This is a genomic window from Streptomyces griseorubiginosus, assembly GCF_017614965.1.
In the GTDB taxonomy this organism is placed as follows: Bacteria; Actinomycetota; Actinomycetes; order Streptomycetales; family Streptomycetaceae; genus Streptomyces; species Streptomyces griseorubiginosus_B.
The window spans coordinates 1-24194 of record NZ_WVUG01000044.1 but is presented as its reverse complement, the minus strand read 5'-3'; the positions used below and the strand labels follow the sequence as shown (position 1 = coordinate 24194).

Genomic DNA, 24194 nt, shown 5'->3' with positions numbered 1-24194 from the left:
GCGGTCGACGTGACGCTGACAATCGAAGGTGAGACCACCATGTCCACACACCTGCCCACCAGGGCGCTCGTCGACGGCTCATGGCTGGACGGCGGCGCGGGCAGTTTCCCCGTGCACTCCCCGCAGTCCGGCGAGCTGATCGCGGAGGTGAGCCGCTGCGACATTCAGGACGTCCAGCGCGCCGTCGCCGCCGCCCGTCGGGCCCAGCCGCAGTGGGCCGCCACGCCTCTCATCGAGCGGGTCAAGATCCTTCGCCGGGTCCACGCGCTCTTCGCCGAGCGGGCCGAGGACGTCGCCCGGGTGCTGACGCTGGAGATCGGCAAGACCGTCGCGGAGGCCCGCGAGGAGGTCATCGAGTACGCGGCCCCTGCCTGGCAGAAGGCCGGCGAGGAGGTCCTGCGCCACCGGGGTCTGTCGTTCCCCTCCACGCAGGAGCAGACCAACAACAAGCGGCTGGTCATGAACTACCGCCCGCTGGGCGTCGTCGGTGTCGTGACCCCGTACAACTTCCCCACCGACATCTCCTCCATCGCGCTGGCGCACATCGTCGCCGCCGGCAACACGGCTGTCTGGAAGCCCTCGGAGTACGCGCCGATCAGTTGCAACCTCGTGGCCGAGATCTTCACCGAGGCCGGCCTGCCCGACGGCGTGATCAACGTCGTGCACGGGTTCGGCGACGTCGGAGCCGCCCTGGTCGACCATCCCGGTGTCGACGGCCTGTTCTTCACCGGATCCACCGCCACCGGAGAACGCATCGCCCGCGCCGCGGCTCTGCGCCCGCACCTGCTCGAACTCGGCGGCGACGGCCCCTTCATCATCCTTCCCGACGCGGACATCGACGCCGCCGTCGAGGCCGCGGTCAACGGCTGCTTCTACTTCGCCGGACAGGTCTGCACCTCGGCGGAACGGCTTCTGGTCCACGAGGCCGTGCACGACGAGTTCGTCACCAAGCTGACCGAACGCGCCGCCCAACTCCGCATCGGCGACCCGGCGTTGGAAGACACCGACATGGGACCGGTGCGCAACGAGGCCAGCCTTCGGCGCATCGCCGAGCATGTGCGGGACGCCCGTGACCGGGGCGCCGACGTCGCGCAGTTCGGCAAGGAGGAGGGCCTCTTCTTCCCCGCGACGATCCTCACCGGCGTCACGCCCGACATGCGCATCGCCCAGGAGGAGACCTTCGGCCCCGTCGCCCCCGTCATCAAGGTCTCCTCCGTGCAGGAAGCCGTACAGATCGCCAACTCCAGCGATCTGGGCCTGATCGCGTCCCTGTGGACCCGGGACCTCGCCACCGCGTGGCGCGTGGGGGAGGCCCTGCAGCACGGCACGGTCAACATCAACGAGACCAGCAACTACTGGGACCAGCTGGCCCCCTTCGGCGGCACCGGCAAGAGCGGCGTCGGCCGGGAACTCTCCGGCTGGTTCCTCGACACCTTCACCGAGTCCAAGCTGCTCGTCTTCGACCTCGGAGACAGCGAAGTGCGCAACGACCGCCGTGCCGAAGGAGGCTGGTGACCATGCGGAAGTCCCGTCTCACGGCTGTTCTCGCGGCTGCCGCCTGCGGGGCCCTCGTCGCGGGTGTCTCCGTGGCGCAGGCGGACAACAGGCCGGCGGGGCACCGCGCCGGTCCCGCCGTCTTCACCCTGATCGAGCACGCCGACACCGACACGGTCGTCGACCTCGGCCCGCACGGAGACAGCCTCGGCGACCAACTGGCCTTCGGAAACCCCGTGTTCGACACGGCCGGACACAAGGTCGGCAGCGACCAGGGCTCCTGTATCCGCACCAAGGTCGGCACAGCATGGGAGTGCAGCTGGACCACCACCCTCCATGGTGGCTCGATCGTCGTCCAGGGCCCCTTCTACGACGCGGCGGACTCCACGCTCGCGATCACCGGCGGAACGGGCAAGTGGCGCACGGCCCGCGGGCAGATGCACCTGCACGCCCGCGACGCCAAGGGAAGCGCCTACGACTTCACGTTCGCGGTGGAGCGTTGACCTCCCGGCTCAGGCGACGCTTTACCTCTATTTCTGTATGTCATGGGCGGTGAGTGCGGTGGGTGTGCCGCTTGCCTGGCTGGTACGGCGTCAGGATCTGCGTCTGCGGGTGCTGACGGGCAGCGGTGGCCTGGACCGGGACGTGGCCTGGGCGCACAGCATCGAACTGGCCGACCCCGCACCCTGGCTGACCGGTGGTGAGCTGCTGCTCACCACCGGTCTCCGCCTGTCCACGGACCTGGGTGCCTGCGAGGAGTACGTCCGCGCTCTGGTGAAAGCCGAAGTGGCCGCCGTCGGCTTCGGGGTCGGTCTGTCGCACGAGCGCGTGCCGGAGGCACTGGTCGCCGCGGCCGAGGCGGCCGGGCTGCCGCTGCTGGAGGTCCCGCTTCCCACACCGTTCGCGGCCGTCGTCAAGGCGGTCATGGAACGTCTGGCGGAACAGCAGTACGAGGGTGTCGTACGCGCCTCCCGCATCCAGCCGCGGATGACCCGGGCCGCGCTGCACGGCGGGGCCCAGGCCGTGGTGCGGGAGCTGGCCGTCTCCACCGGCACCTCCGTCGTCCTCCTGGACCGGGACGGCAGGGTGCGCGCGGCTCATCCGCCCGACGCCGCGGCACCCGAGGCGGCGCTGATCACCGGTCTGCCCTCCCCGGAACATGCGGCGGCCGCCGTGAGCGCCGGTCAGGACGGCGTGATGGCGGTCCAGCAGGTCAGGGTGGGACCGCGCGTCCACGGTCGCCTGGTCCTGGCCGCCGGCCGGACCCTCACGCCGGTCGACCACCTCCTGCTCGGGCACGCCGCCTCGCTGGTCGCTCTCGAGGCCGAGAAGCCGCTGCGGCTGCGCGACGAACAGAACCGCGTCAACGCGCTGTTCCTGCGGATGCTGCTGGACGGCTCCATCACCGCGTCCACCGCGCTCGACCACCTGACCGACGCGGGCTTTCCCGTCCGTGATGGCATCCGCGTCCTCGCCCTGCGCGGCGGCAGCCCCCGCCTGGCCCTGGATGCGGTGGGAACGGAGCTGGCCGAGCGTGGCCTGCCCCTGTTCGGCCGCGGACACGGCGGATGCGCGGTGGTGCTGCTGCCGGCCGCTCACGCGGTCACGGCACAGACGGTCACCGACGGCGCGCGGGCTCGACTGAGGTCGCGCGCCTGGGCCGGCCTGAGCGCCGTCCACGACCTGGATGACGGAGCGGCCGCGCTGAGCGAAGCCCTGAACGCCGCATCGGTCGCCGAGGCCCGCGGCAGCCTGGCAGTGGTGCCCTTCGAGTCCCTGGCCGGCCACCTCCTCGCCGCGACGCCGGAGACGAGGAAGATCCTCGTGACTCTGGCTGAGACGCAGCTGGCTCCGCTCGCCGCGCACGACACCGCCCACGGCACCGACCTGCTCGTCTCGCTGCGCGCCTTCCTGGAACACAACGGTCAGTGGGAGGCGGCCTCGGCGGCTCTCGGCGTGCACCGGCACACCCTGCGCAGCCGCATGGAGCGGGTGCGCGGCCTGCTCGGCGCGGCGGACCTCGACTCGGCGCACGTGCGCGCCGAGCTCCTGCTGGCGTTGTCCGCCTGGCAGGAGCCCGGATGCAGCGACCGAGCAGGCTGACCGGAGATCACGCGATCAGTCCAGCTCCTGGGCGATGGCCTCTCCCAGGACGGTCAACCCCTCCTTCAGCAGGGCGTCGGAGATGGACAGGGCAGGCAGGAACCGCAGCACGTTGCCGTAGCTGCCCGCCGTCAGGACCAGCAGCCCCTCCGCGTGGCATCGCCTGGCCACCCGGGCGGCGAGGTCGGGGGCGGGCACCCTGTCGCCCTCGGGCTCCACCAGCTCGACGGCGATCATGGCGCCCCGGCCCCTGACGTCACCGATCACCGAATACGCGTCGGCGAGTTCGCCCAGGTGTTCCAGCATGGTCTCGCCGATCTCCCGGGCCCGTTCCATCAGGCCGTGGGCCTCGATCTCCTCGAAGACACCGAGCGCCGCCTCGCAGGCCACCGGGTTGCCGCTGAACGTACCGCCGAGACCTCCCGCCGCAACGGCGTCCATCAGCTCGGCCCGGCCGGTCACCGCACCCAGCGGCAGTCCGCCGGCGAGTCCCTTGGCAGTCGTGATCAGATCGGGCTGGATGCCCTCGTGTTCGCAGGCGAACATGCGCCCGGTGCGGGCGATCCCGGCCTGGATCTCGTCGACGATCAGCAGGATGCCCCGGGCCCGGCAGATATTGGCGACGCTGCTCAGGAATCCGGGAGCCGGGACGACGAAGCCCCCCTCACCCTGGATCGGCTCGACCAGGACTGCGGCCACGTTCTCCGCACCCACCTGACGGTCGAGCAGATCCGCGAGCGCGTACGCCGCCTCCTCGGCGCACCGGACGGGACCCGTCGGCCAGCGGTAGGGGTACGCCATGGGAGCCCGGTGGACCTCCGGCGCGAAGGGACCGAAGCCCTGCTTGTAGGGCTTGTTCTTGGCAGTGAGGCTCATCGTGAGCAGCGTGCGGCCGTGAAAGGCATGGTCGAAGACGACGATGCCGGGGCGGCCGGTCGCGGCACGCGCGATCTTGACGGCGTTCTCCACGGCCTCGGCGCCGGAGTTCACCAGGATCGTGCGCTTCTCGCCCGGGACGGGGGCCAGTTCGTTGAGTTTCTCGCACACGTCCAGATAGGACTCGTACGGGTTGACCAGGAAGCAGGTGTGGGTGAACCGGCGCAGCTGCGCGGCCGCACGACCGGCCACCGCGGGTGCGGAGTTGCCGACCGTGGTCACGGCGATGCCGCTGCCGAAGTCGATGAAGGAGTTGCCGTCCACGTCCACGATCACGCCGCCTCCCGCGGCCTCCACGAACACGGGCAGGACGGCGCCGACGCCCGCCGGTACCGAGGTGCGCTGACGGGCCAGCAGTTCACGTGAACGCGGGCCGGGAATCTCGCTCACGATCCGCCGGACCTGGGCGAGGTCGGGGCCGCCGACCGGCTGCGAGACAACGGGCATGAGACGTCCTCCGGATGTGCGGGGGCTGGGAGCGCCGAGCCAAACACGGGCGGCGCGGCCGAGGCCATCGACGGAAGGGCGCGTGCCGGGCCCGCGGGACGGGACATCTCGGCCAGTGCCATGCAGCCGACGGACACCGAAGGCGCGGTTCGGCAGGGTGACACCGATCGACCCGGCCAGCGGGGTGCCGGTGACGGCGCCCGGAGCTCGGGCCCGGCCTGCCCCGCCGCCATGGACAGCGGGATCCGCGTACCACCGTGGGCACCCCGGCCCCATGAGGAGCAAGGGACAACGGCGGGCGGTCTTGCAGCGCCCGCCGCGCCGGCGAGCATCAGCGCGACCGGATCCTCCGGATCGACACGGCTAGCGTGCGGCGCCCCGGGACGGCGAGCCGGTCACCGCGACGGAAGCGGCACCATGGACGGATCGGCATGGCGGGACAGCCCTGGACGCGCCATTTCGTCCAGTGCGCCGACGCCGCCGCCGCCCACAGAATGACGGCCTCACCAAGCCGCCGCGCCCAGGAGACCCAGAGGCGTGCCGGGACCCCCGGAAGGAGTGCCGATGCGATCCACCGCAGGCAACAGCACAGGGCGGGCCGGAACGGTTCGGCAGGCCCGGACCCTGCGCCACCTCGTCGCGGGGAAGTGGCGGAACGGCGGCGGCGACGACGTCGTCGACCTCAACCCGGCACGGCCCCGGGAAACCGTGGCCACGGGACGGCTGGCCACGGACCCCGACCTCGACGAGGCCGTAGCTGCCGCCCGGGACGCCTCCCCCCGCTGGGCCGCCACCCCGCCCCATGCCCGCGGCCGCGTCCTCGACCGCGCCGCCGAGGTCATCGACGCGCACGCCGAGCAATGGGGCGAGGAACTGGCCTGGGAGGAGGGCAAGACCCGAGCCGAGGGGATCGGTGAGGTACGCCGGGCCGCGGAGATCTTTCACTATTACGCCGGTGAGGGCTCCCGCCCGGTCGGCGAGGTCTTCGCCTCGCCCCGCCCCGGCGAGCAGATCCACGTGATCCACCGCCCCGTCGGTGTCGTGGCGGTCGTGACACCGTTCAACTTCCCCATCGCCATTCCCGCCTGGAAGATCGCCCCTGCGCTCGCCTACGGCAACACCGTCGTGTGGAAGCCCGCCGGGCTGGTGCCGCTGCTCGCCATGCGCCTGGCGGAGGCCTTGGTGGAGGCCGGTCTGCCGGACGGTGTCCTGTCCATGCTGATCGGAGACGGGGACCTCGGCGGGCGGCTGGTCGAGCACCCCGGTGTGGACGCGGTCACCTTCACCGGCTCGACCTCGGTGGGACGCGGTCTGATCGCGGCCTGTGGGCGGCTGGCCCGCCCCGTCCAGACCGAGATGGGCGGCAAGAACGCGGCCGTGGTGCTCGCGGACGCCGACCTCGACCTGGCCGTGGGCGAGGTGCTGGCCGGTGCCTTCCGGTCCACGGGGCAGAAGTGCACCGCGACCTCCCGGCTCATCGTGCAGGAGCACGTCGCCGACGAGTTTCTCGACCGGCTCACCAAGCGTGCTGCCGCTCTGAACGTGGGCGACCCTCTGGACGAGACCACGGACATGGGGCCCGTCGTCTCGGTCCAGGCCCGGGACGCCATCCAGCGCGCCGTGGACGCGGCGGCCGCCCGCCCCGGTGTCGGCATCCTCACCGGCGGCCGACACTACGACGACGACCGCATGGGCGGAGCCTTCGTCCAGCCCACCGTCGTCGAGCTGACCGGCGAGGACCCGCTCTGGCGTGAGGAACTCTTCGGCCCCGTCCTCGCCGTACGCCGCGCCGTTGACATCGCAGAAGCACTCGCCCTGGCCGACGACAGCGACTTCGGCCTGTCCGCCGCCCTCTTCACCGACGACCTGCGGGCCGTCACCGCTGCCATGGACCAGATGGACGTCGGCGTCCTGCACATCAACTCGGAGACGGCGGGCGCCGATCCCCACGTGCCCTTCGGAGGCGTCAAGCACAGCGCGTACGGGCCCAAGGAGCAGGGCCGCGCGGCGCGCGAGTTCTTCACCCGCACCAAGACGGTGTACCTGCGCAGTTCCGGAGGGCCCACGCTGTGACCACCCCCTCGGCGCTGCCGTTGAGCGGCGTACTCGTCGCCGACTTCGGCCGCGTCCTCGCCGCGCCCTACGCCACCATGCTCCTCGCCGACCTCGGCGCCGACGTCATCAAGGTCGAGCACCCCACCACCGGTGACGACACACGCGCCTGGGGTCCGCCCCACGCCCACGGCGAGGCTACCTACTACCTCTCCGTCAACCGCAACAAACGCTCCCTCGCCCTCGACCTGCGGGACGAGCGGGACCGCCGCCGCGCGAGCGAACTGGCGCGCCGCGCCGACGTGCTCTTCGAGAACTTCCGGCCCGGCACCATGCACAGACACGGGCTCGGCTACGACCAGGTCCGCCCCGGCAATCCGGGCCTCGTCTACTGCTCGATCACCGGCTTCGGGGCGGGACCCGGGGCGGGTCTTCCCGGCTACGACCTGCTGATCCAGGCCGTCGGCGGTCTGATGAGCGTCACCGGCCCCGCCCCCGGGCGGCCGGTGAAGACCGGCGTGGCTCTCGTCGACGTCCTTACCGGCCTGCACGCCGGCATCGGCGTGCTCGCGGCACTGCGCCATCGCGACGCCACGGGCGAGGGACAGCACATCGAGGTCAACCTGCTCTCCACCCTGCTGTCGAGCCTGGTCAACCAGGCCGCCGGGTACACCCTCGCGGGCCAGGTACCGGGCATCCTCGGCAACCGCCACCCCTCCATCGCGCCCTACGAGGTCTACCGGGCCAAGGACCGGGCGCTGGTCATCGCCGTCGGCAACGACCGCCAGTTCGCCGCTCTGTGCCAGGGGCTCGACGCGCCGGACCTCGCCGCCGACCCGCGCTTCGCCACGAACCCCGACAGGGTCGCCCATGTCGACGAACTCACCCGGAAACTGGGGGAGTTGCTGGCCACCCGCACAGCGGCTGAATGGTTTGAGCACCTCACCCCGCTGGGCGTGCCCTGCGGCCCGGTCAGCGACCTCGGCCAGGCGTTCGACCTCGCCGAACGCCTCGGCCTAGCGCCGCGTGCCGTGGTCCACGCCGACGACGGATCCCCCATGGACCTCGTCGCCAATCCGATCTCCCTGTCCCGCACTCCGCCCCGCTACGCCCGTCGCCCGCCCCGGTTGGGCGAGCACACCGGCGAGCTCGCGGAGTGGCTGGACTCCTGATCCCCGACTCACCCATGGAGCACACGATGAGCGGCGCCAAGCCGATGAAGGACCCCCTCGACCTGATCGACCTCGCCTCTGTCCTCACCGAGGAGGAGCGCGAGATCCAGGCCACCGTCGCCAAATTCCTCGCCGACCGGGTCCGCCCGTACATCGGGGAATGGTTCGAGAACGCCCACTTCGCCCGCGAACTCGCACCGGAGCTGGGCAAGCTGGGCGTGCTCGGCATGCATCTGGAGGGCTACGGGTGTGCCGGCACCAACGCCGTCTCCTACGGCCTGGCCTGTCTGGAACTGGAGGCCGCCGACTCGGGCTTCCGCAGCTTCGTCTCGGTGCAGGGCTCGCTGTCGATGTACTCGATCTGGAAGTGGGGCTCGGAGGAACAGAAGCTTCAGTGGCTGCCCAGGCTCGCCGCGGGCGAGGCGATCGGCTGCTTCGGGCTGACCGAGCCCGACTTCGGCAGCAACCCGTCGGGGATGCGAACGAAGGCCGTACGGGACGGGGGCGACTGGATCCTCAACGGCTCCAAGATGTGGATCACCAACGGCGGCATCGCCGACGTGGCCACCGTCTGGGCGCAGACGGAGGAAGGAGTGCGCGGATTCCTCGTACCACGCGGCACCCCCGGCTTCACCACCCAGGACATCAAGCAGAAGATGTCCCTGCGCGCCTCGATCACCTCCGAGCTGTACTTCGACAACGTACGGCTGCCCGACTCGGCGCGGCTGCCGCACGCGCAGGGGCTGCGCGGGCCGCTGTCCTGCCTGAACGAGGCCCGCTTCGGCATCCTGTTCGGCGCGGTCGGTGCGGCCCGCGACTCGCTCCAGGCGGCCATCGGGTACGCCGACTCGCGCGTGCAGTTCGGCAAGCCGATCAGCGCCTTCCAGCTCACGCAGAGGAAGCTCGCCGACATGAGCGTGTCACTGGGGGGCGCCGCCCTGCTCGCCCTGCACCTGGGCCGCCTGAAGGACCAGGGTCGCATCCGCCCCGAACAGATCAGCGTCGGCAAGCTCAACAATGTCCGGGAGGCGATCGCCGTCGCCCGCGAATGCCGCACCATCCTCGGCGCCAACGGCATCTCGCTGGAGTACTCACCGCTGCGCCACGCCAACAACCTGGAATCCGTGCTGACCTACGAAGGCACGAGCGAGATGCACACGCTGGTCGTCGGCCAGGCGCTCACCGGCCACGCGGCCTTCCGCTGAGCGGTCCCGCGCCGCTGTTCGCACGATCGGCACCACCCCCGAGGAGGCCCCCTTTCAGCACAAGTTCATCGCCATGGAGATGGACGAGCGATGGGAGAAACGGTCTCCGGAAGTCCTGCTATCTGTGGCAAGGGGGTCTCAGAACCCTGCCGCCCGGGTGGCACCGGCCGCCGGCAGTTGGGGCGACGCACAGCCCCGCGTCCTGCGGCCGGTGCCCCGGGTCAGGTCACCGGTTCGGGTGCAGGACGACCTTGGTGTAACCCTCGACGCGCTTGTCGAACTTTTCGTACGCCGACGGCGCCTCGTCGAGCGGCAGCTCGTGCGAGACGACGAAGCTGGGCCGCGCGCGCCCCTCGATGATCATGTCGCGCAGTTGCCGGTTGTACCGCTTGACGTTGCACTGACCCGTACCCAGCCGCAGCCCCTTCTCGAAAAGCCTGCCGACCGCCACCAGCAGCAAGCCCTGCTTGGCCTGCTCGTCGGGGCCGCCGGGGTCGGAGGGAACGTAGAGGCCCGGAATGCCGAGCGCTCCGGTCGGGCGCACCGTCTCGACGAGCGAGTTCAGGACGGTCGCCGGCTCCTCGCGTTCCTCGCCCCGTGCCTGGGCCTGGTAGCCGACCGCGTCGATGCCCTTGTCGGTGCCTTCTCCCTCCGTCTGGTCCTTGATCTGTTCTACTGGATTGCCCTCGCCGAAGTTGATGGGGATCGCGCCGATCTCCTCGGCCTTCTGCAGCCGCTCGGCGACCCGGTCGACGACGAACACCTTCCTGGCTCCGCGCAACATGGCCGAGTAGGCAGCCATCAGGCCCACCGGACCGCCGCCGTACACCGCGACGCTCTCGCCCGGACGGACGTCGGCCAGTTCGTTGCCGTGGTAACCAGTCGGGAAGATGTCGGCGAGCAGGACGAAGTCGCTCTCGTTGGCATCACCCTCCGGCAGCTTCAAGCAGTTGAAGTCGGCGTACGGCACCCGTACGTACTCGGCTTGGCCTCCGCTGAACGGACCCATCGCGACGTAGCCGTACGCACCACCGGCGAACCCGGGGTTCACGGTGACGCAGAAGCCCGTGAAGCCGGCCGTACAGTTCTTGCAGAATCCGCAAGCGACGTTGAAGGGCATGACCACCCGGTCGCCCGCCTTGAGCGACGAGACGCCGTCCCCGGTCTCCTCGATGATCCCCAGGTTCTCGTGGCCGAAGACGATGCCGGGCTCGGCGGCGGTACGGCCCTCGTACATGTGCAGGTCGGAACCGCAGATTGCCGTGGACGTCACGCGGACGATCACGTCGTTCGGGTGTTGGAGCCCGGGCTTCTCCACTTGCTCGACCGCTACTTCGAACGGTCCCTTATAGACGACAGCCTTCATGCCTGTGCACCTCCGCTCGGCACTGCTGCTATCAGACCTCGGGCATTTGTGCTCTATCTCATGTTCCGTCCGTTGTGCGCCTTAAGCCAAATTGGCTACTGTCATCACGCACTTGCGGATCACGCGAGCCCGCATACCAAGCCCCGGGAAAGAGATAGCCCACAGTGACGCCACGCTTCGGGACCCTCCTCGTCCCCGTGTCCGGACTGTCCGGCACCACGTACCCCGCCGGAACCGCCGTGTCGATCAACGGCCGAGGGTCGGCAGTCGACGGTTTCGTCAATGGAGACTGGCTCCCCCTCGCCTGGTGGGAGTTCGCCGAGGGGCGAGGAGAGGACACCGCTGAAGGCTGACCGGCAGGGGTCCCCTGTCGCCGCTTGCGGCGGGAGTTCACCGGCCCAGTGAACCGGGCGATCACGCACGGCCGATAACAGACCGCCGGATGAGTTGCGGGAGCTGTTTCGGCTGCGCGGTGTCCAACGACAGCGTCACCTGCCCTGGCGGCGCCACCGGCTGCAACGTTCCCTGACACACCTCGGCGACCGGGCGCCCCACGCGTGGGAGGGGAGCAGAGGGCGTGCGTACGAGAAGCCACGGTGATGCCCCGCGCACGAGCATCGCCTGCACCCTCCTCTGCTACCGCAGGCTCGCCGAATGAAATGACTTGTTATCCCGCCGGGTGCGGCCTCACCGAGGTGGCACCCGGCAACCTCACCCTGCTGAGGGTGTATCCGGCAGCCTCGCTCTCGCCCAACTCATCAAATGGTGGCGTGTTCGCCGGTGCTCAGGACGCTCCGCAGTCGTTGGTAGCGGTCGAGGTCTTCCCAGGTGTCGTGGTCGGGCAGGCTGAGGTTAGGGCGGCCGATGCCCCAGGCCCAGGCGCTGGCGGCGAGACCGGCGAAGAGGGGGATGAGCAGCCACAGCAGGGCGCCCATGGCGTGAACCTCCTTCGATGTGTTGGGACGGACGGGCTGTGCAGCTCAGGCGGTCAGCTGCTTGGGTGTGCCGCCGGAGATGGCGATCTTGCGCGGCTTGGCGTGTGCGGCCAGCGGGATGCGTAGGGTGAGGACGCCGTTGTCGTAGGCGGCCGAGGCGGCCGCGGTGTCCAGGGCGTCGGACAGGGCCAGGCGACGGGTGAAGCGGCCGGTGGGCCGCTCGGTGAGCACGGGACGGGCGTCGGCCGGTATCGGGGAGGGCCGCTCGGCGGTCAAGGTCAGCGTCTGATGTTCTGTGGTCAGCTCGATGGTGGATTGGTCCATGCCGGGCAGATCGAACTGCAGGTAGAGCGCTTCGTCGTCGCGCCAGGCATCCGCCGGAATGACGGTGCCGGCCGAGGAGGCGCCGTTCTCGAGCTGATCCGTGAGCCGGTCGAGATCGCCCAGAACACCCGTACGCGCCAGCATGTCCAACCTCTCTTCCTGAAGGCGGGCCGCAGGGCCTGCGGCCGACGATCGAGTAACGCCTATTCCTATAACCCGGCAGGAGATTCTCTGACAAGAGCCCACTGCATGAAGTTGACGACAGGCGACTCAATCTCCTATCACGTCCTGTGAGTGTTCGGTCGCGCCGACGCCGTGGCCGCCACCGCGGCGGTCCGGGCGGTCGGCGCATGAAAGTGCCGGAAGGGAGGCCGCTGGTGACGGAAAGGATGAAGACGGTCTGGCTGCTGGGAGCCCGCGGGATGGCGGCAGTGGTTTTCGGCGTGCTGACGTTGCTCTGGCCGCAGCTGACGGTGTTGGCCCTGGCCCGGGTGTTCGGCGCGTACGCCCTGGTGGACGGTGTGATGCTGCTGAGCACGGCGTGGCGGCAGTACCGGCATGAGCGCCGGCCCGCTGTGGCGTGTGCGGCGGCCGGCACGCTGGGAGTGGTGGCCGGACTGGTCACGGCTTTGTGGCCGGGACTGACGGCCCTGGCGCTGCTGATCGTGGCGGGCGCCTGGGCCATCGTGACGGGATGCCTGGAGCTGTGGGTCGCCACCCGTTTGCGGCATCGGCTGCGGCACGCCTGGTGGTGGCGGGCCTCGGCTGTCGTGTCGGTGGCGGCGGGTGCGCTGCTGTGGCTGCGCCCGGACGCCGGTGCGGTGGCCATCGCACTGGTCCTGGGCGCGTACGCACTGATCGCGGGCAGCCTGTGGCTCGCTGCCGCCTGGCGGGAGTACCGCACCCGCACCGGACGCGGTACGCGGTCTTGGCTCGGGCCCGCCTCCGGCGCCCGTATGGCCCACTGACCTGGTCATCAAAGGACCGCAGGGCGCTGCGCATCGCGGGTCCGCAGGAACGTGCGGGGCGCCTCGGATGCCTAGAAGGCAGGTGAGCATCGTGACGCGGCTGCACATCGACGGCGGCGATCTAGTGGTGCGTCTGCCGTGGCGTTGGGCGCTGGCGGCGCGGCGCCGCAGCGTGCGCCTCCCGCTGAGGAGCGTGGACGAGGTCCGCGTGGAGCCGCACTGGTGGCGCGCGGTGCGCCCGCACCCCGGGCCCCGCTACCGCTTCCGCCCGGGACGCTGGTGCGTGGGCGAACTGCAGCACACCCGAGGCCGGGACTCCGCCGCCCTGCACGCCCGGGGCCCGGTGCTCGTGGTGACGACCTTCGGCCACGACGCCCCTTACGCCCGCCTGGCAGTGTCCACCGCCGATCCGGAGTCCGACGCAGCCTGGCTACGGGGACAGCCGTCACAAGCCCCGCAGAAAGTTGAGCCGATGGTTGTCAACTTTCCGGCGTAGTGGTATATGAGAAGTAGAGCTGATTGGACGCAGGAACGACGTGAAGGAGGGATGACAGGATGCTGATGCGTACGGATCCCTTCCGCGAGCTTGACCGGCTCGTCGAGCGGGTCTGGGGCACGGCCGCGCACCCGGCGGGGATGCCGCTGGACGCCTGGCGTGAGGGTGACACGTTCTTCGTGGAGCTGGACCTGCCGGGTGTGGACGCGGAGTCGATCGATCTCGATGTCGAGCGCAACGTCCTGACGGTGAAGGCCGAACGCAAGCCGGCGTACGGCGAGAACACCGACACGGTGGTCACCGAGCGGCCCGCGGGGACGTTCAGCCGGCAGCTGTTCCTCGGCGAAACCCTCGACACCGAGAAGATCGAGGCCTCGTACGAGGCCGGTGTGCTGAGGCTGCGGATCCCGGTCGCCGAGCAGGCCAAGCCCCGCAAGATCGCCATCACCGGCGGCAGCGACCGCAAGGAACTGGGTGGCTGACGCCACAGCAACTCCTCTCTTCAAGGGCCTCGGGCGCCAGCCCGGGGCCCTGACGCCGTCTTTGCCCCTTCACACATCTGCGACCGGGGGCGCCGGCAGGTGACAGACCCGGGGCGGCGCCGAAGCCCAGCGGCGGCCCCGTGGCCCGGCGCCGAGGGGGGAGGGGAGCTGTGGGCGGGGTACGCGGCTGCAACGCCATGAGGTGACTGCGGCGCCCGAGGCGAACAGCGGGAGCCTGATCTCCGAGCGCGCCCGTGAACTGGTGTTCAGGGCCGGCGGCGTGGCTGCTGCTGACAAGACCCGACACGGCTGCCCAGGACAGGGGCGGCGCACAGTCCCAGGCCTGTCCGACAGGTGGGTGCACGCTGCGCAGAGACGGGTGGGCGGGCTGCCCTTTCGCCTTGGCCATCAGTGGCAGTACCGAAGGGCCCGTAGGGGCAGAAGGCCGTGGCACGGGCCGATGAGCCCGAGGGACAGCCGGCCGCCGGGTGCCCCGGCGGATTGCGCGGAAGGGGGAGCGTAAGGGCGGCCGCCGTGCTCGGCAGTCCGGGATCCGCCAGGACCCCTGCCCGCCGCGGCGCCAGTGCCACCGTCATCCCGAGCGAAGCGCCGGTCTCCCGCACGGTTGCCTGCGGGCCCGCATGGAGGGCGGACGACACACGCGACGGTCAGCGGCGGACCGGCAGGCCGACAGAACCCTTTCCGGCTTCTCGCGTGAGGCTCTGGGAGCTCATCAGGATGGGGCCGGCCCCTCCGGCTTCCCGCTGTCCGCATCGAACACCTTGGTGAAGGTGGCCCCGCACCGGCAGCGGGAGTGCTCGATCAGTTCTCCATCGGCCGACACGCTCAGCCCCTGGCTGAGCCGCACGTGCACATGATCACCCATGAGGAGCTGCCCTCCTTTAGCTCGTCTGATCCGGTCATCGTGGCGGCCGGCCGCGTTCACCGGCAATGCCGCAGCTCACACGTGCGTGCCCCTCGTGCCGCCCCTTCAAGGGCAGCCGCAGGGCCTGGGAGGCGTGCGAAGTCCCTGACAGACCAGTGCGCGCCCGCCGTCACGGGGCGGGCGCGCGTTGTCCGGATCACCCGGACGGCTCCGTGGGTGCCTGCCCTGCTCGTGCGTCGGGTTGCGGCTGCGGGTGGCCGGCTGCGTGCAGCATCGGTGCGGTATGCCGCTCGGGACGATGGCCGCCCCCGGCCAGGACGCGGCTGCGGGGCGCCTCGTCGTCACCGGGCAGCGGCACGGGCCGGCGCGCCACCAGGCGCCCGACCCAGCGGCGGCTGCAGTGCGCGCACGGCGGGGCGCCCTGCGGGGTGTAGGGGGAGGAAACGGCGGTGTTGTCGCGGTAGAAGACCTCCCACTCGGCGTCGAGAGCGTCGCGATAGCGCTGGACGTCGTAGTCGACGCTCCAGCGGTGCCAGCACGAGCCGCAGGTGAACTCCACACGTTCGACAGCGAGTTCGGTGATCACTGCACTGCACCTCCCATCCGGTGTGCGGGCACGGCCCGGGGTGTCGACAAAGCCGTGTCGACCTCCCCTATACCTCGCCCTGACTTGACAAGGCAAGACTCAAGTTTTATCCCAGAAGGTAGGCAAGAAGGAGGAAGTCGCAGCTCAGCATGGGCAAGGGAGGTGGCCCGACGTGCAGGCGCCGGAGCCGGAATCTGACCTGTACGCGGTGCTGGGAGTGCAGCCCTCGGCGACGGCCGAGAAGATCACCTCGGCCTTCCGCGCCCGAGTGCGGGAACTGCGCCCAGACACCCGCCTCGACGCGGACATCACCGCACGTTTCGGTGAAGTGCGGGCGGCGTACGAGACGCTGCGCGATCCCGTCCTGCGGGCGGCCTACGACCAGCGCCTCGAACGCATGCTGCCTGCGCCTGACCGAGGTGCTGCCCCCACCGAGCCCGTGCGGCCCGCACGACGGTACGCCGTGGTGCTCGGAGACGTCCGGCGGGACCCGCCGCTGCGCGTGGGGCCGGTCCGGTGGATCCCCGGGCGGTGAGACGAAGAACGAGGTGAGGACGAGAAGGGAGAGCTCAGATGGCACGTGCGGTTGGTATCGACCTGGGTACGACGAACTCGGTGGTCTCGGTGCTGGAGGGCGGCGATCCCACTGTCATCACCAACACCGAGGGCGCGCGGACGACCCCGTCGGTGGTGGCGTTCTCCAAGAGCGGCGAGGTACTCGTCGGCGAGGTGGCCAAGCGGCAGGCCGTGACGAACGTGGAGCGCACCGCACGCTCGGTCAAGCGGCACATGGGCGACCATGGCTGGCGGTTCCCCGAGCACGGGGACATCGACGGCAAGCGGTACACCGCGCAGGAGATCTCCGCGCGCGTGTTGCAGAAGCTGAAGCGGGACGCGGAGTCCTATCTGGGTGAGGACGTCACCGACGCGGTGATCACGGTGCCCGCGTACTTCGACGACAGCCAGCGGCAGGCGACCAAGGAGGCCGGCGAGATCGCGGGTCTGAACGTGCTGCGGATCATCAACGAACCGACGGCGGCCGCGCTGGCCTACGGGCTGGACAAGGAGAACGACCAGACGGTCCTCGTCTTCGACCTGGGCGGCGGCACCTTCGACGTGTCGCTGCTGGAGATGGGTGAGGGCGTCATCGAGGTCAAGGCCACCAACGGCGACACCCGCCTGGGCGGTGACGACTGGGACCAGCGGATCGTCGACCACCTCGTCACGCAGTTCAAGAACCACTACGGCGTGGATCTGTCCAAGGACAAGATGGCCGTGCAGCGCCTGAGGGAGGCGGCGGAGAAGGCGAAGGTCGAGCTGTCGTCGTCCACCGAGACGACCATCAACCTGCCCTACATCACCGCCTCGGCCGAGGGCCCGCTGCACCTGGACGAGAAGCTCACCCGCGCCCAGTTCCAGCAGCTGACGGCCGATCTGCTGGAGCGGTGCAAGGCGCCCTTCCACAACGCGATCAAGGACGCCGGGATCAAGGTGTCCGACATCGACCACGTGGTCCTGGTGGGCGGCTCGACCCGTATGCCGGCCGTGACCGAGCTGGTCAAGGAGCTGACCGGCAAGGACCCGCACAAGGGCGTCAACCCCGACGAGGTCGTCGCCGTCGGCGCGAGCCTGCAGGCCGGTGTCCTCAAGGGCGAGGTCAAGGACGTTCTGCTGCTCGACGTCACCCCGCTGTCCCTCGGCATCGAGACCAAGGGCGGCATCATGACCAAGCTCATCGAGCGCAACACCACCATCCCCACGAAGCGCTCGGAGATCTTCACCACGGCCGATGACAACCAGCCGTCGGTGACCGTGCAGGTCTACCAGGGCGAACGGGAGATCGCCGCCTACAACAAGAAGCTCGGCATGTTCGAGCTGACCGGCCTGCCCCCGGCGCCGCGCGGGGTGCCGCAGATCGAGGTGTCCTTCGACATCGACGCCAACGGCATCATGCATGTCTCCGCCAAGGACCTGGGCACCGGCAAGGAGCAGAAGATGACCGTCACCGGCGGCTCGGCGCTGCCCAAGGACGACATCGACCGCATGGTCCGCGAAGCGGAGCAGCACGCCGAGGAGGACCGCAAGCGCCGTGAGGCTGCCGAGACGCGCAACCAGGGTGAACAGCTGGTCTACTCCACCGAGAAGCTCCTGCAGGACAACCCCGACAACATCCCGGCTGATGCGAAGAGCGAGACCGAGTCGGCGCTGGCCGAGCTGAAGGAGAGGCTGAAGGGCGAGGACACCGCCGCGATCCGGCAGGCGATCGACCGCACCGCCCAGGCCGCGCAGAAGATCGGCACCGCCCTGTATCAGCAGTCCCAGGCCGAGCAGCCGGCCAGTGCCTCCGCGGGCGATGATAGGAGTGGTGGTTCGGCCGAGGATGACGTGGTGGATGCCGAGATCGTTGATGACGACAAGCCGGAGGCTGGCTGACGATGACCAGGAGCGGTCCGCAGAGCACCGAACTTCAGCAGCTGCGGCGCCTGGTTCAGGAGCGGACCGCCGACCTGCAGCGGGTCAAGGCCGAGTACGACAACTACCGCAAGCGGGTGCGGCGGGACCGCCTGGCCGTGCGCGAGATCGCCGCGGCCAACGTGGTCCGGGCGCTGCTTCCCGTGCTGGACGCCGTCGACCGGGCGTGCGCCAACGAACCGCTCACGCCCGGGCTCAAAGACATCGCCGGCAGCCTCAAGGAGCAGATCGGCTCGCTGGGTGTCACGTCGTTCGGTGAGGTGGGCGATCCGTTCGATCCCGCCTGCCACGAGGCCCTCACCCACCATGTCAGCGCCGCCGCGGACGGCTTGGTGTGCTCGGCGGTCCTGCGTCCCGGCTACCGGCTGGGCGAGAACCTGCTGCGTCCGGCGACCGTGGAGGTCACCGGACCGGCCCCGCCCGCGAGCAGCGCACCGGCAGCGCAGTGCGGCGGACGGGGACCATCCGCTCGCCCGGACAAGCCGCCGTTGCCTGTCGTGCGGGGCTGACAGGCTTGCCCCTACCTGGGTACCGGGGAGGAGGGCATCGACTTCGATGCCCTGAGATCACTGGCAAGCGGAGGTGACAAACCATGCAGCACCACGAGTTCCTCGCTCGCGTACGCGAGCTCGGCGAATACGCCAGCCAGGACGAAGCCGCGAAGGTCACCGACGCGGTGCTGAGCGTGCTCGCCCAGCGCATCAGCCCCGGCGAGGTCGACGATCTTGCATCCCAGCTGCCCGCACCGCTCGGACAGGCACTGGCCCGGGCCAAACAGGCGCAGGCCGAAAGCTTCGGCATCGAGGAGTTCTACCGCAGGGTCGCGGAGCGCACCGGCGCCCGGCCGCGCACCGCACAATGGGACGCCAGCGCGGTCCTGACCACCTTGGCCGGCGCCGTCTCCGGCGGCGAGCTGAACCAGATCATCAGTCAGCTCCCCTCCGGCTACGCCGTCCTGTTCGGCAAAGCCGATCTGGCCAGCTGACACCAGAAGCCCCAGGGGGCGCCCCGAGTACGGCCACGCCGCCGGCGTTCAGACCACCACCGGTCCGCTCGGCCAGGATGTCCGTGTATTCCGATCGCCGGGCGCGCCAAGCCCCGCAGAACCCGCCAGCACGAGCCCGAAGAAGGGTGGGTTGCCACGTGACCCTGAGACGCGAAGCGTTCCTCGAGCAGGTGAAGGAACGCGGCGAGTACGAAACGGAACACGAAGCCGAGCGGGCCGCGCGCGTGGTCCTCGCCCTGCTGGGTGCCCACCTGGTCGGCGAGGTGCGCGCCCAGCTGGCGGCACGCCTGCCAGAGGAATTCGCCCTGATCCTCCTCAACCCCCTGCAGAGCGCCGAGCCGCTGACGCCGGAGAGGTTCGTGCGGGCGACGGCAGCCTGGATCGAGGGAGCCACCGAGCAGACCGCGGCCTGGGACGTCAGCGCCGTCCTCAGCACCGTCGCCGACGCCGCCGGCCACGACCTCATGGACCAGGTCCTGCTCCAGCTCCCGACAGGCTACGACCTGCTCTTCGGCCACCCGCAGCCCAGCTGACCCGCCCGCCCCGATCTGAGAACGGCGCCTCGCTCGCAAGTTGGCGTGGGTTGTCTTCGGGCACCGCGCAGGTCAGTGTCGACGGCCGCGGTGACGGCCGCCGAATCCGTCACGTCGAAGGCGCCGCTGCGGACCCCGTTCCCGAAGGAGGCGGCGAGTTCCGTTGCGGCGGACTCCAGGGCGCCGGCGTCACGTCCGTTGAGGACGACCGTGCAGCCGGCCTCCAACAGTCCTTTGGCCAGTGCCCTGCCGATGCGACGGCTGCAGCCGGTGACCAGGGCCGTCCTGCCGGCGATGTCGAACAGCGGATGGCTCATGCCCGTGCTTCGGTGGTGGTACGGGCCCGCGGCACCGCCGGCCCGCCGGGGAGCGGGGTCCGGGCGGGGCGCTCGGCGAGGACGTCGAGGATGTTGTCCACCGCCAGGTCCACCATGGCGGCCCGGGTGGCCTCGGTGGCCGACCCGATGTGCGGCAGGGTGACCACGTGCGGCTCCGACACCAGGGGCGACAACTCCGCTCCCATCGGCTCGCGTTCGAAGACGTCGAGTCCGGCGGAGTGCAAACGGCCCTCGCGGACGGCGTGCAGCAGCGCCGTCTCGTCGACGACCCCGCCGCGGGAGGTGCTGACCAGCGTGGCCGTGGGCTTCATCGCGGCCAGTTCGCCGGCCGAGATCAGATGCCGGGTGTCCTCGGTGAGCGGCACGTGCAGCGACACGATGTCGGACTCGGCCAGGAGCGTGGCCAGATCCACCGGGGCCGACAGGTCGTCGTCGGGTGCATAGGGGTCGTGGTGGATCACGCGCATGCCGAAGCCGTGGGCCCGGCGGGCCACCGCGCGGCCGATCTGGCCGTAGCCGATCAGACCGAGGGTCGCTCCGTGGACGTCCAGACCGAGGTGGTCGTGCATCCGGAACACCTCCCAGGAGCCGGAGGCGAGGCTCGCCGCGGCGGCGCCGAGGCGACGGCGTGCGGCGAGGATCAGGGCGAAGGTGAGGTCGGCGGTGGTCTCCGCGAGCACGCCGGGCGTGTGGGTGACGACGATGCCGCGTTCGGCCGCGGCGGACCGGTCGACGTTGTCGTAGCCCATGCTCGCCAGTGAGACGACCCGCAGCGAGGAGCCCGCGGCGTCCATCAGCGCGGCGTCCGCCAGATCGTTGCCCAGCGCCAGCACCCCGCTGACCCCAGACGCGAGCGCGGCGAGGTCCGCGGCCGCGGGCTTCCCGGTCCCGGGACAGGCCACCACCTCAACCGCCTCGGACAGGCGGTCCAGGCCCCGGCCGGGCAGGATTCCACGGGTGCTGAGGACACGCTTTTTCATCTTGTCTCCGGTGACGAGCCGTGCCTTTTCGGACCGCTGGAAGGTGTCGAAAAGAAGGTGGTTCCCGGAAAAGTTAGTCGGGGAGGTCACCGGAAACAAATAGCGGATAGGTGTGACGTTATCGGCGATCCTTATCCCCGTCGGGGAAGCCGTCAAAGGTGGTGACCAGTTCGAGGAACAGGTCGTGCACCGCCAGGGCGGGTTCCGAAAGGGGCTGGCCGTCGGCGGTCACCAGCGACAGCTTGACCTGGATGACGGGATCCACGATGCGGCGCACGGACAGGGAGCGGACGTCGAGGATGGCGCGCGCCGCCGACCAGGGAAGGATCGTGGCGCCGAGATCCGCCTCCACGGCGTTGACGAGCGTCAGCGCGGACTCGACCTCGCCCACCAGGTTCGGCCGCAGTGACGCCTGCTGGAAGGCGGTGTCCACGACCTGCCGGATCGTGTGGATACGGCTGGGCAGCAGCAGGGGCACGCTCGTGAGTTCCTGCATGCGCACCTCGCCCTGCCCCGACGGGACCGTGGCGCCGGACGCGCCGATCAGGAACAGGTCCTCCGTGCGCACGGGCTCGAACTGCACGCCCCGCAGCGGGCCGGCACCGTAGATGAACGCCATGTCCATGCGGCCGGTCATGATGGCCTCGCTGATGACACCGCCGAAGTTCTCGTTGATGTGCAGCAGGATGTCCGGGTAGCGCTCACGCACACACTTCAGCAGCGGCAGCGCGAGCGCCGCGCCCAGGCTGTACGGCGCGAGGCCCACCGACACGCTGCCGGCCGGAGCCCGGCCGGAGACCTCGACGGCGGCGTGAGCGAGGTCGACCTGCCGGAGGATCAGCTGGGCGTGCCGGTACAGTGCCCGGCCGGCCTCGGTCGGAGCGACCCCGCGCTTGCTGCGGATCAGCAGTTGCTGCCCGAACTGCGCCTCAAGGGCGGACAGTTGCTGGCTGAGTGCGGGCTGTGCGATGTGCAGGATGTCGGCCGCCCGCGTGATGCTCCCCGCGTCGACGATCTTTATGAACGAGTACAGCCGTCTGGTGTCCATGCGGCGCCTTCCACGGGAGCGGAGCCTCATCGTAGGGAGAGGGCCGACGGGAGCGCAGCCCCGGGTGCGCGCCCAGATGTGAGCCGCGTCATAGCCGTTCGCGATAACGCCAGACTGAACGCATATTGGCGGTCATGTGGCTCCGGGATTAAGTTGAGCGGAACATCGAGGCCGGAACCGCCCGACGAATACGACGTGAACCGGTTCCCGGGAATTCCCGCCGCGTATGGCCGGTCATTTCGGCCGTCAATTGCCCGCCCCCTTTCGCATCCTTTTCGGTCCCGCATTCCCTCCGGAGGACGTCATGACCCCCATGGTTGATCTCGTCGCCGATCTCGGCGAGGGATTCGGCGCCTACACGATGGGCGACGACGAAGCCCTCCTGGACCTGCTGACCTCCGCCAATGTGGCCTGCGGATTCCACGCCGGTGATCCGCGCATCATGGACGCCACCGTCCGAAGCTGTGTGGCAAGGCAGGTGGCCGTGGGCGCGCACCCCAGCTTTCCCGACCTGGTCGGCTTCGGGCGCCGCGCCATGGACCTCACCCCGGAGGAGGTCCGCACAGACGTGCTGTACCAGGTCGGTGCCCTGCAGGCATTCGCCGTCGCGCACGGCACCCGGGTACGGCACGTCGCCCCGCACGGACGCCTGGGCAACCTGGTTGCCGTACGCGCCGACTACGCCGGTGCCGTTGTGGACGCCGTCGCCGCCCTGGACGAGTCGCTGATCGTCCTCGCGCAGGACGGTGAGCTGGCCGACGCGGCGCGGGCCCGCGGGCTGCGCGTCGGTATCGTCGGCATCGCCGACCGCGCCTACCGCGACGACGGCACCCTCGTCCCCCGCTCCGAGCCCGGAGCGGTGATCCACGACCCCGACGAGGTCGCCCGGCGGACACTGCGCATGGTCACGGAGGGCGTCGTGCGCAGCGTCTCCGGCACGGACCTCCCGGTCGCCTGCGACACCGTCCTGCTGCACGGAGACAGCCCCGGTGCGATCGCGCTGGCCGGCCGCATCCGCGAACAACTGCTGAGTGCCGGTGTCGAGATCACCTCGCTCGACAAGGTGCTCAGCGGCAAGGAAGCGTGACATGGACGGCGACCTCACCCTCACGGACTGCGGCGACAGCGCCCTGCTCGCCCGGACCGTGGACCTGCCCACCGAGGACGCCTGGCGGCTCGTCCACGCCCTGGCCGACGCCCTGGACGCCGTCCGGCTCACCGGCGTCCACGACGTGGTGCCCACCTACGACGCCCTGCTCGTGGAGTTCGACAGCACCGTCATCGACCACGCCACCGTCCGGCGCGTGGTGTCGCGCGAGGCCGCCCGCCTCGGGCCGAGCCCCGCACCGGCCGCCGCCCCGCGACGCTTCGTCGTCCCTGTCGTCTACGGCGGCGCGTACGGCCCCGACCTGCCCGACGTGGCCCGTCAGTTGGACCTCAGCGAGAGCGAGGTCATCGCCCTGCACTCCGGTTGCGACCTCACCGTACGCTGCCTCGGAGCGCCCGCCGGAGCACCGATGACGGACGGCCCGCCCTTCCCGCGGCCGGTGCCGCGCCTCGCCTCGCCCCGCACCCGGGTCGACCCGGGGTCGGTGGCCGTCGCCGGCCGGCAGGCCGTGATCTGCCCCATGCCCTCGCCCGGCGGCTGGCCCCTCCTCGGCCGCACCCCGGTCCGCGTCCTGGACCTCCACCGCGACCCGATCACCGCCTACCGGCCCGGAGACACCTTCCGCTACGTCCCCATCACCCCCGACGAGTGGGACGACCACGCCGGCACCCCCCTGGCGGCCTGCCATGGCTGACACCCTCACGATCCGCACCGCGGGCATCACCACCGTGCAGGACCTCGGACGGATCGGCCGTGCCCGCTACGGTCTGCCCGCGAACGGGGCCGTCGACCAGCACTCGGCGCGCGTCGCCAACGTCCTGTGCGGCAACGACGACCACGCCCCGCTGCTGGAGATCACCGCACTCGATTTCGCCTGTGTCCCCTCCGCCGACATCCTCGTCGCCGTCACCGGCGCCCCCGCCGACCTGACCGTCGGGGGAGTGGCCGGCCCGCAGTGGGAACCGGTGTCCGTGCGGGCCGGGGAGACCGTCCGGGTCACCGGCATCCGGCAGGGACTGCGCGTGTACCTGGCCGTACTCGGCTCCTTCGAGGCCGACCGCCTCCAGGGCAGCTGCGCTCCCGACACCGTCCTGGGCTTCGGTCCGTCCCTGCGCGACGGCGACGCACTCGTGGTGCCTCGGCAACGAGATGGACGGCCCCTGGCAGACCGGCCACAAGACCGCCGCCGAGTACGGCCGCCTCGCCGCCGAGACGGCCCGCGCGATGCGCATGATCGACCCCAACCTCGAACTGGTC

25 protein-coding genes and 2 pseudogenes are annotated in these 24194 nt (G+C 70.5%); 18 read left to right on the top strand and 9 right to left on the bottom strand.

The genetic code is table 11. The features are described from left to right. The first annotated feature begins 39 nt into the window (after positions 1-39). From GRC12_RS11700 to GRC12_RS11690, 3 genes are read left to right on the top strand one after another with little or no spacing between them, the layout of a single operon-like run. Positions 40-1515, top strand: coding sequence for an aldehyde dehydrogenase family protein (locus GRC12_RS11700; RefSeq protein ID WP_208779139.1), 1476 nt, complete (start codon positions 40-42; stop codon positions 1513-1515). 2 nt (positions 1516-1517) lie between these two features. After that, entirely contained in the window at positions 1518-1997 is a 480-nt protein-coding gene (locus GRC12_RS11695) for a dirigent protein (protein ID WP_244372642.1), read from the top strand. Positions 1998-2055: 58 nt separating this feature from the next. Next, a complete protein-coding gene (locus GRC12_RS11690; protein ID WP_308286529.1) occupies positions 2056-3597 on the top strand; it encodes a PucR family transcriptional regulator in 1542 nt (513 codons plus the stop codon). 15 nt (positions 3598-3612) lie between these two features. Here the strand turns inward: GRC12_RS11690 and gabT are convergent, their stop codons facing one another. Next, on the bottom strand, positions 3613-4980 hold the full coding sequence (gene gabT / locus GRC12_RS11685; RefSeq protein ID WP_208779136.1) for a 4-aminobutyrate--2-oxoglutarate transaminase: 1368 nt from the start codon (positions 4978-4980) through the stop codon (positions 3613-3615). 564 nt (positions 4981-5544) lie between these two features. Here gabT and GRC12_RS11680 point away from each other — a divergent pair. The 3 genes from GRC12_RS11680 to GRC12_RS11670 are packed head-to-tail and all read left to right on the top strand — an operon-like array spanning position 5545 to position 9409. Continuing rightward, positions 5545-7053 carry an aldehyde dehydrogenase family protein gene (locus GRC12_RS11680; RefSeq protein ID WP_208779135.1) on the top strand — a complete coding sequence of 503 codons (1509 nt, stop codon included), beginning with the start codon at positions 5545-5547 and terminating at the stop codon, positions 7051-7053. Then, positions 7050-8204, top strand: coding sequence for a CaiB/BaiF CoA transferase family protein (locus GRC12_RS11675; protein ID WP_208779134.1), 1155 nt, complete (start codon positions 7050-7052; stop codon positions 8202-8204). The genes GRC12_RS11680 and GRC12_RS11675 overlap by 4 nt, the downstream gene beginning before the upstream one ends. A gap of 26 nt (positions 8205-8230) precedes the next feature. After that, the gene (locus GRC12_RS11670) at positions 8231-9409 is read left to right on the top strand and encodes an acyl-CoA dehydrogenase family protein (RefSeq protein ID WP_208779133.1); all 1179 of its coding nucleotides are present in this window, start codon (positions 8231-8233) and stop codon (positions 9407-9409) included. Between the two features lie 226 nt (positions 9410-9635). Here the strand turns inward: GRC12_RS11670 and GRC12_RS11665 are convergent, their stop codons facing one another. Beyond that, positions 9636-10775, bottom strand: coding sequence for a glutathione-independent formaldehyde dehydrogenase (locus GRC12_RS11665; RefSeq protein ID WP_208779132.1), 1140 nt, complete (start codon positions 10773-10775; stop codon positions 9636-9638). 164 nt (positions 10776-10939) lie between these two features. On the opposite strand from GRC12_RS11665, the gene GRC12_RS46695 reads away from it, so the two are divergent. Next, a complete protein-coding gene (locus GRC12_RS46695) occupies positions 10940-11128 on the top strand; it encodes a hypothetical protein (RefSeq protein ID WP_133047866.1) in 189 nt (62 codons plus the stop codon). Between the two features lie 405 nt (positions 11129-11533). Here GRC12_RS46695 and GRC12_RS11660 read toward each other — a convergent pair whose 3' ends face one another. Together GRC12_RS11660 and GRC12_RS11655 are read right to left on the bottom strand one after the other, a co-directional pair. Further along, complete coding sequence (locus GRC12_RS11660) at positions 11534-11710, bottom strand: hypothetical protein (RefSeq protein ID WP_208779131.1); 177 nt, start codon at positions 11708-11710, stop codon at positions 11534-11536. A 45-nt stretch (positions 11711-11755) separates the two neighbouring features. Continuing rightward, on the bottom strand, positions 11756-12178 hold the full coding sequence (locus tag GRC12_RS11655) for an Hsp20/alpha crystallin family protein (protein ID WP_208779130.1): 423 nt from the start codon (positions 12176-12178) through the stop codon (positions 11756-11758). Positions 12179-12411: 233 nt separating this feature from the next. Between GRC12_RS11655 and GRC12_RS11650 the strand changes: the two genes are divergently transcribed. The 3 genes from GRC12_RS11650 to GRC12_RS11640 all read left to right on the top strand — a co-directional run bounded on the left by GRC12_RS11650 (position 12412) and on the right by GRC12_RS11640 (position 13980). Next, positions 12412-13002 (top strand): HdeD family acid-resistance protein, encoded by a 591-nt coding sequence (locus GRC12_RS11650; RefSeq protein ID WP_208779129.1) that lies wholly within the window; start codon positions 12412-12414, stop codon positions 13000-13002. 82 nt (positions 13003-13084) lie between these two features. Continuing rightward, complete coding sequence (locus GRC12_RS11645; protein WP_208779128.1) at positions 13085-13498, top strand: hypothetical protein; 414 nt, start codon at positions 13085-13087, stop codon at positions 13496-13498. A 59-nt stretch (positions 13499-13557) separates the two neighbouring features. After that, the gene (locus tag GRC12_RS11640; protein WP_133047870.1) at positions 13558-13980 is read left to right on the top strand and encodes an Hsp20/alpha crystallin family protein; all 423 of its coding nucleotides are present in this window, start codon (positions 13558-13560) and stop codon (positions 13978-13980) included. A gap of 733 nt (positions 13981-14713) precedes the next feature. Here the strand turns inward: GRC12_RS11640 and GRC12_RS11635 are convergent. Together GRC12_RS11635 and GRC12_RS11630 are read right to left on the bottom strand one after the other, a co-directional pair. After that, entirely contained in the window at positions 14714-14866 is a 153-nt protein-coding gene (locus tag GRC12_RS11635; RefSeq protein ID WP_165955065.1) for a hypothetical protein, read from the bottom strand. A gap of 196 nt (positions 14867-15062) precedes the next feature. Then, a complete protein-coding gene (locus GRC12_RS11630; protein ID WP_208779127.1) occupies positions 15063-15452 on the bottom strand; it encodes a hypothetical protein in 390 nt (129 codons plus the stop codon). A 172-nt stretch (positions 15453-15624) separates the two neighbouring features. Between GRC12_RS11630 and GRC12_RS11625 the strand changes: the two genes are divergently transcribed. The 5 genes from GRC12_RS11625 to GRC12_RS11605 all read left to right on the top strand — a co-directional run bounded on the left by GRC12_RS11625 (position 15625) and on the right by GRC12_RS11605 (position 19463). After that, a complete protein-coding gene (locus tag GRC12_RS11625; protein WP_208779126.1) occupies positions 15625-15987 on the top strand; it encodes a J domain-containing protein in 363 nt (120 codons plus the stop codon). A gap of 38 nt (positions 15988-16025) precedes the next feature. Next, positions 16026-17885, top strand: a complete 1860-nt coding sequence (gene dnaK / locus GRC12_RS11620; RefSeq protein ID WP_208779125.1) for a molecular chaperone DnaK — start codon at positions 16026-16028, stop codon at positions 17883-17885. Positions 17886-17887: 2 nt separating this feature from the next. Next, a complete protein-coding gene (gene grpE, locus GRC12_RS11615; RefSeq protein WP_208779124.1) occupies positions 17888-18433 on the top strand; it encodes a nucleotide exchange factor GrpE in 546 nt (181 codons plus the stop codon). 83 nt (positions 18434-18516) lie between these two features. Next, positions 18517-18909: a DUF2267 domain-containing protein gene (locus GRC12_RS11610; protein WP_208779123.1), complete on the top strand. Its 393-nt coding sequence runs from the start codon at positions 18517-18519 to the stop codon at positions 18907-18909. A gap of 158 nt (positions 18910-19067) precedes the next feature. Continuing rightward, positions 19068-19463 (top strand): DUF2267 domain-containing protein, encoded by a 396-nt coding sequence (locus tag GRC12_RS11605; protein ID WP_208779122.1) that lies wholly within the window; start codon positions 19068-19070, stop codon positions 19461-19463. Between the two features lie 80 nt (positions 19464-19543). Here GRC12_RS11605 and GRC12_RS11600 read toward each other — a convergent pair. The 3 genes and pseudogenes from GRC12_RS11600 to nac form a co-directional block, all read right to left on the bottom strand. Beyond that, a pseudogene (locus tag GRC12_RS11600) lies at positions 19544-19780 on the bottom strand (SDR family NAD(P)-dependent oxidoreductase); the annotation flags it as partial. Then, positions 19777-20781 (bottom strand): NAD(P)-dependent oxidoreductase, encoded by a 1005-nt coding sequence (locus GRC12_RS11595; protein ID WP_208779121.1) that lies wholly within the window; start codon positions 20779-20781, stop codon positions 19777-19779. The gene GRC12_RS11595 and the pseudogene GRC12_RS11600, both read right to left, overlap by 4 nt. A gap of 118 nt (positions 20782-20899) precedes the next feature. Beyond that, on the bottom strand, positions 20900-21829 hold the full coding sequence (gene nac, locus GRC12_RS11590; protein WP_208779120.1) for a nitrogen assimilation transcriptional regulator NAC: 930 nt from the start codon (positions 21827-21829) through the stop codon (positions 20900-20902). A 304-nt stretch (positions 21830-22133) separates the two neighbouring features. Between nac and GRC12_RS11585 the strand changes: the two genes are divergently transcribed. The 3 genes and pseudogenes from GRC12_RS11585 to GRC12_RS11575 all read left to right on the top strand — a co-directional run. Next, a complete protein-coding gene (locus tag GRC12_RS11585) occupies positions 22134-22916 on the top strand; it encodes a LamB/YcsF family protein (protein WP_208779119.1) in 783 nt (260 codons plus the stop codon). 1 nt (position 22917) lies between these two features. Next, a complete protein-coding gene (locus GRC12_RS11580) occupies positions 22918-23631 on the top strand; it encodes a 5-oxoprolinase subunit B family protein (protein WP_208779118.1) in 714 nt (237 codons plus the stop codon). Further along, positions 23624-24055, top strand: a pseudogene (locus GRC12_RS11575) (biotin-dependent carboxyltransferase family protein); the annotation flags it as partial. The gene GRC12_RS11580 and the pseudogene GRC12_RS11575, both read left to right, overlap by 8 nt. Between the last annotated feature and the right edge of the window lie 139 nt (positions 24056-24194).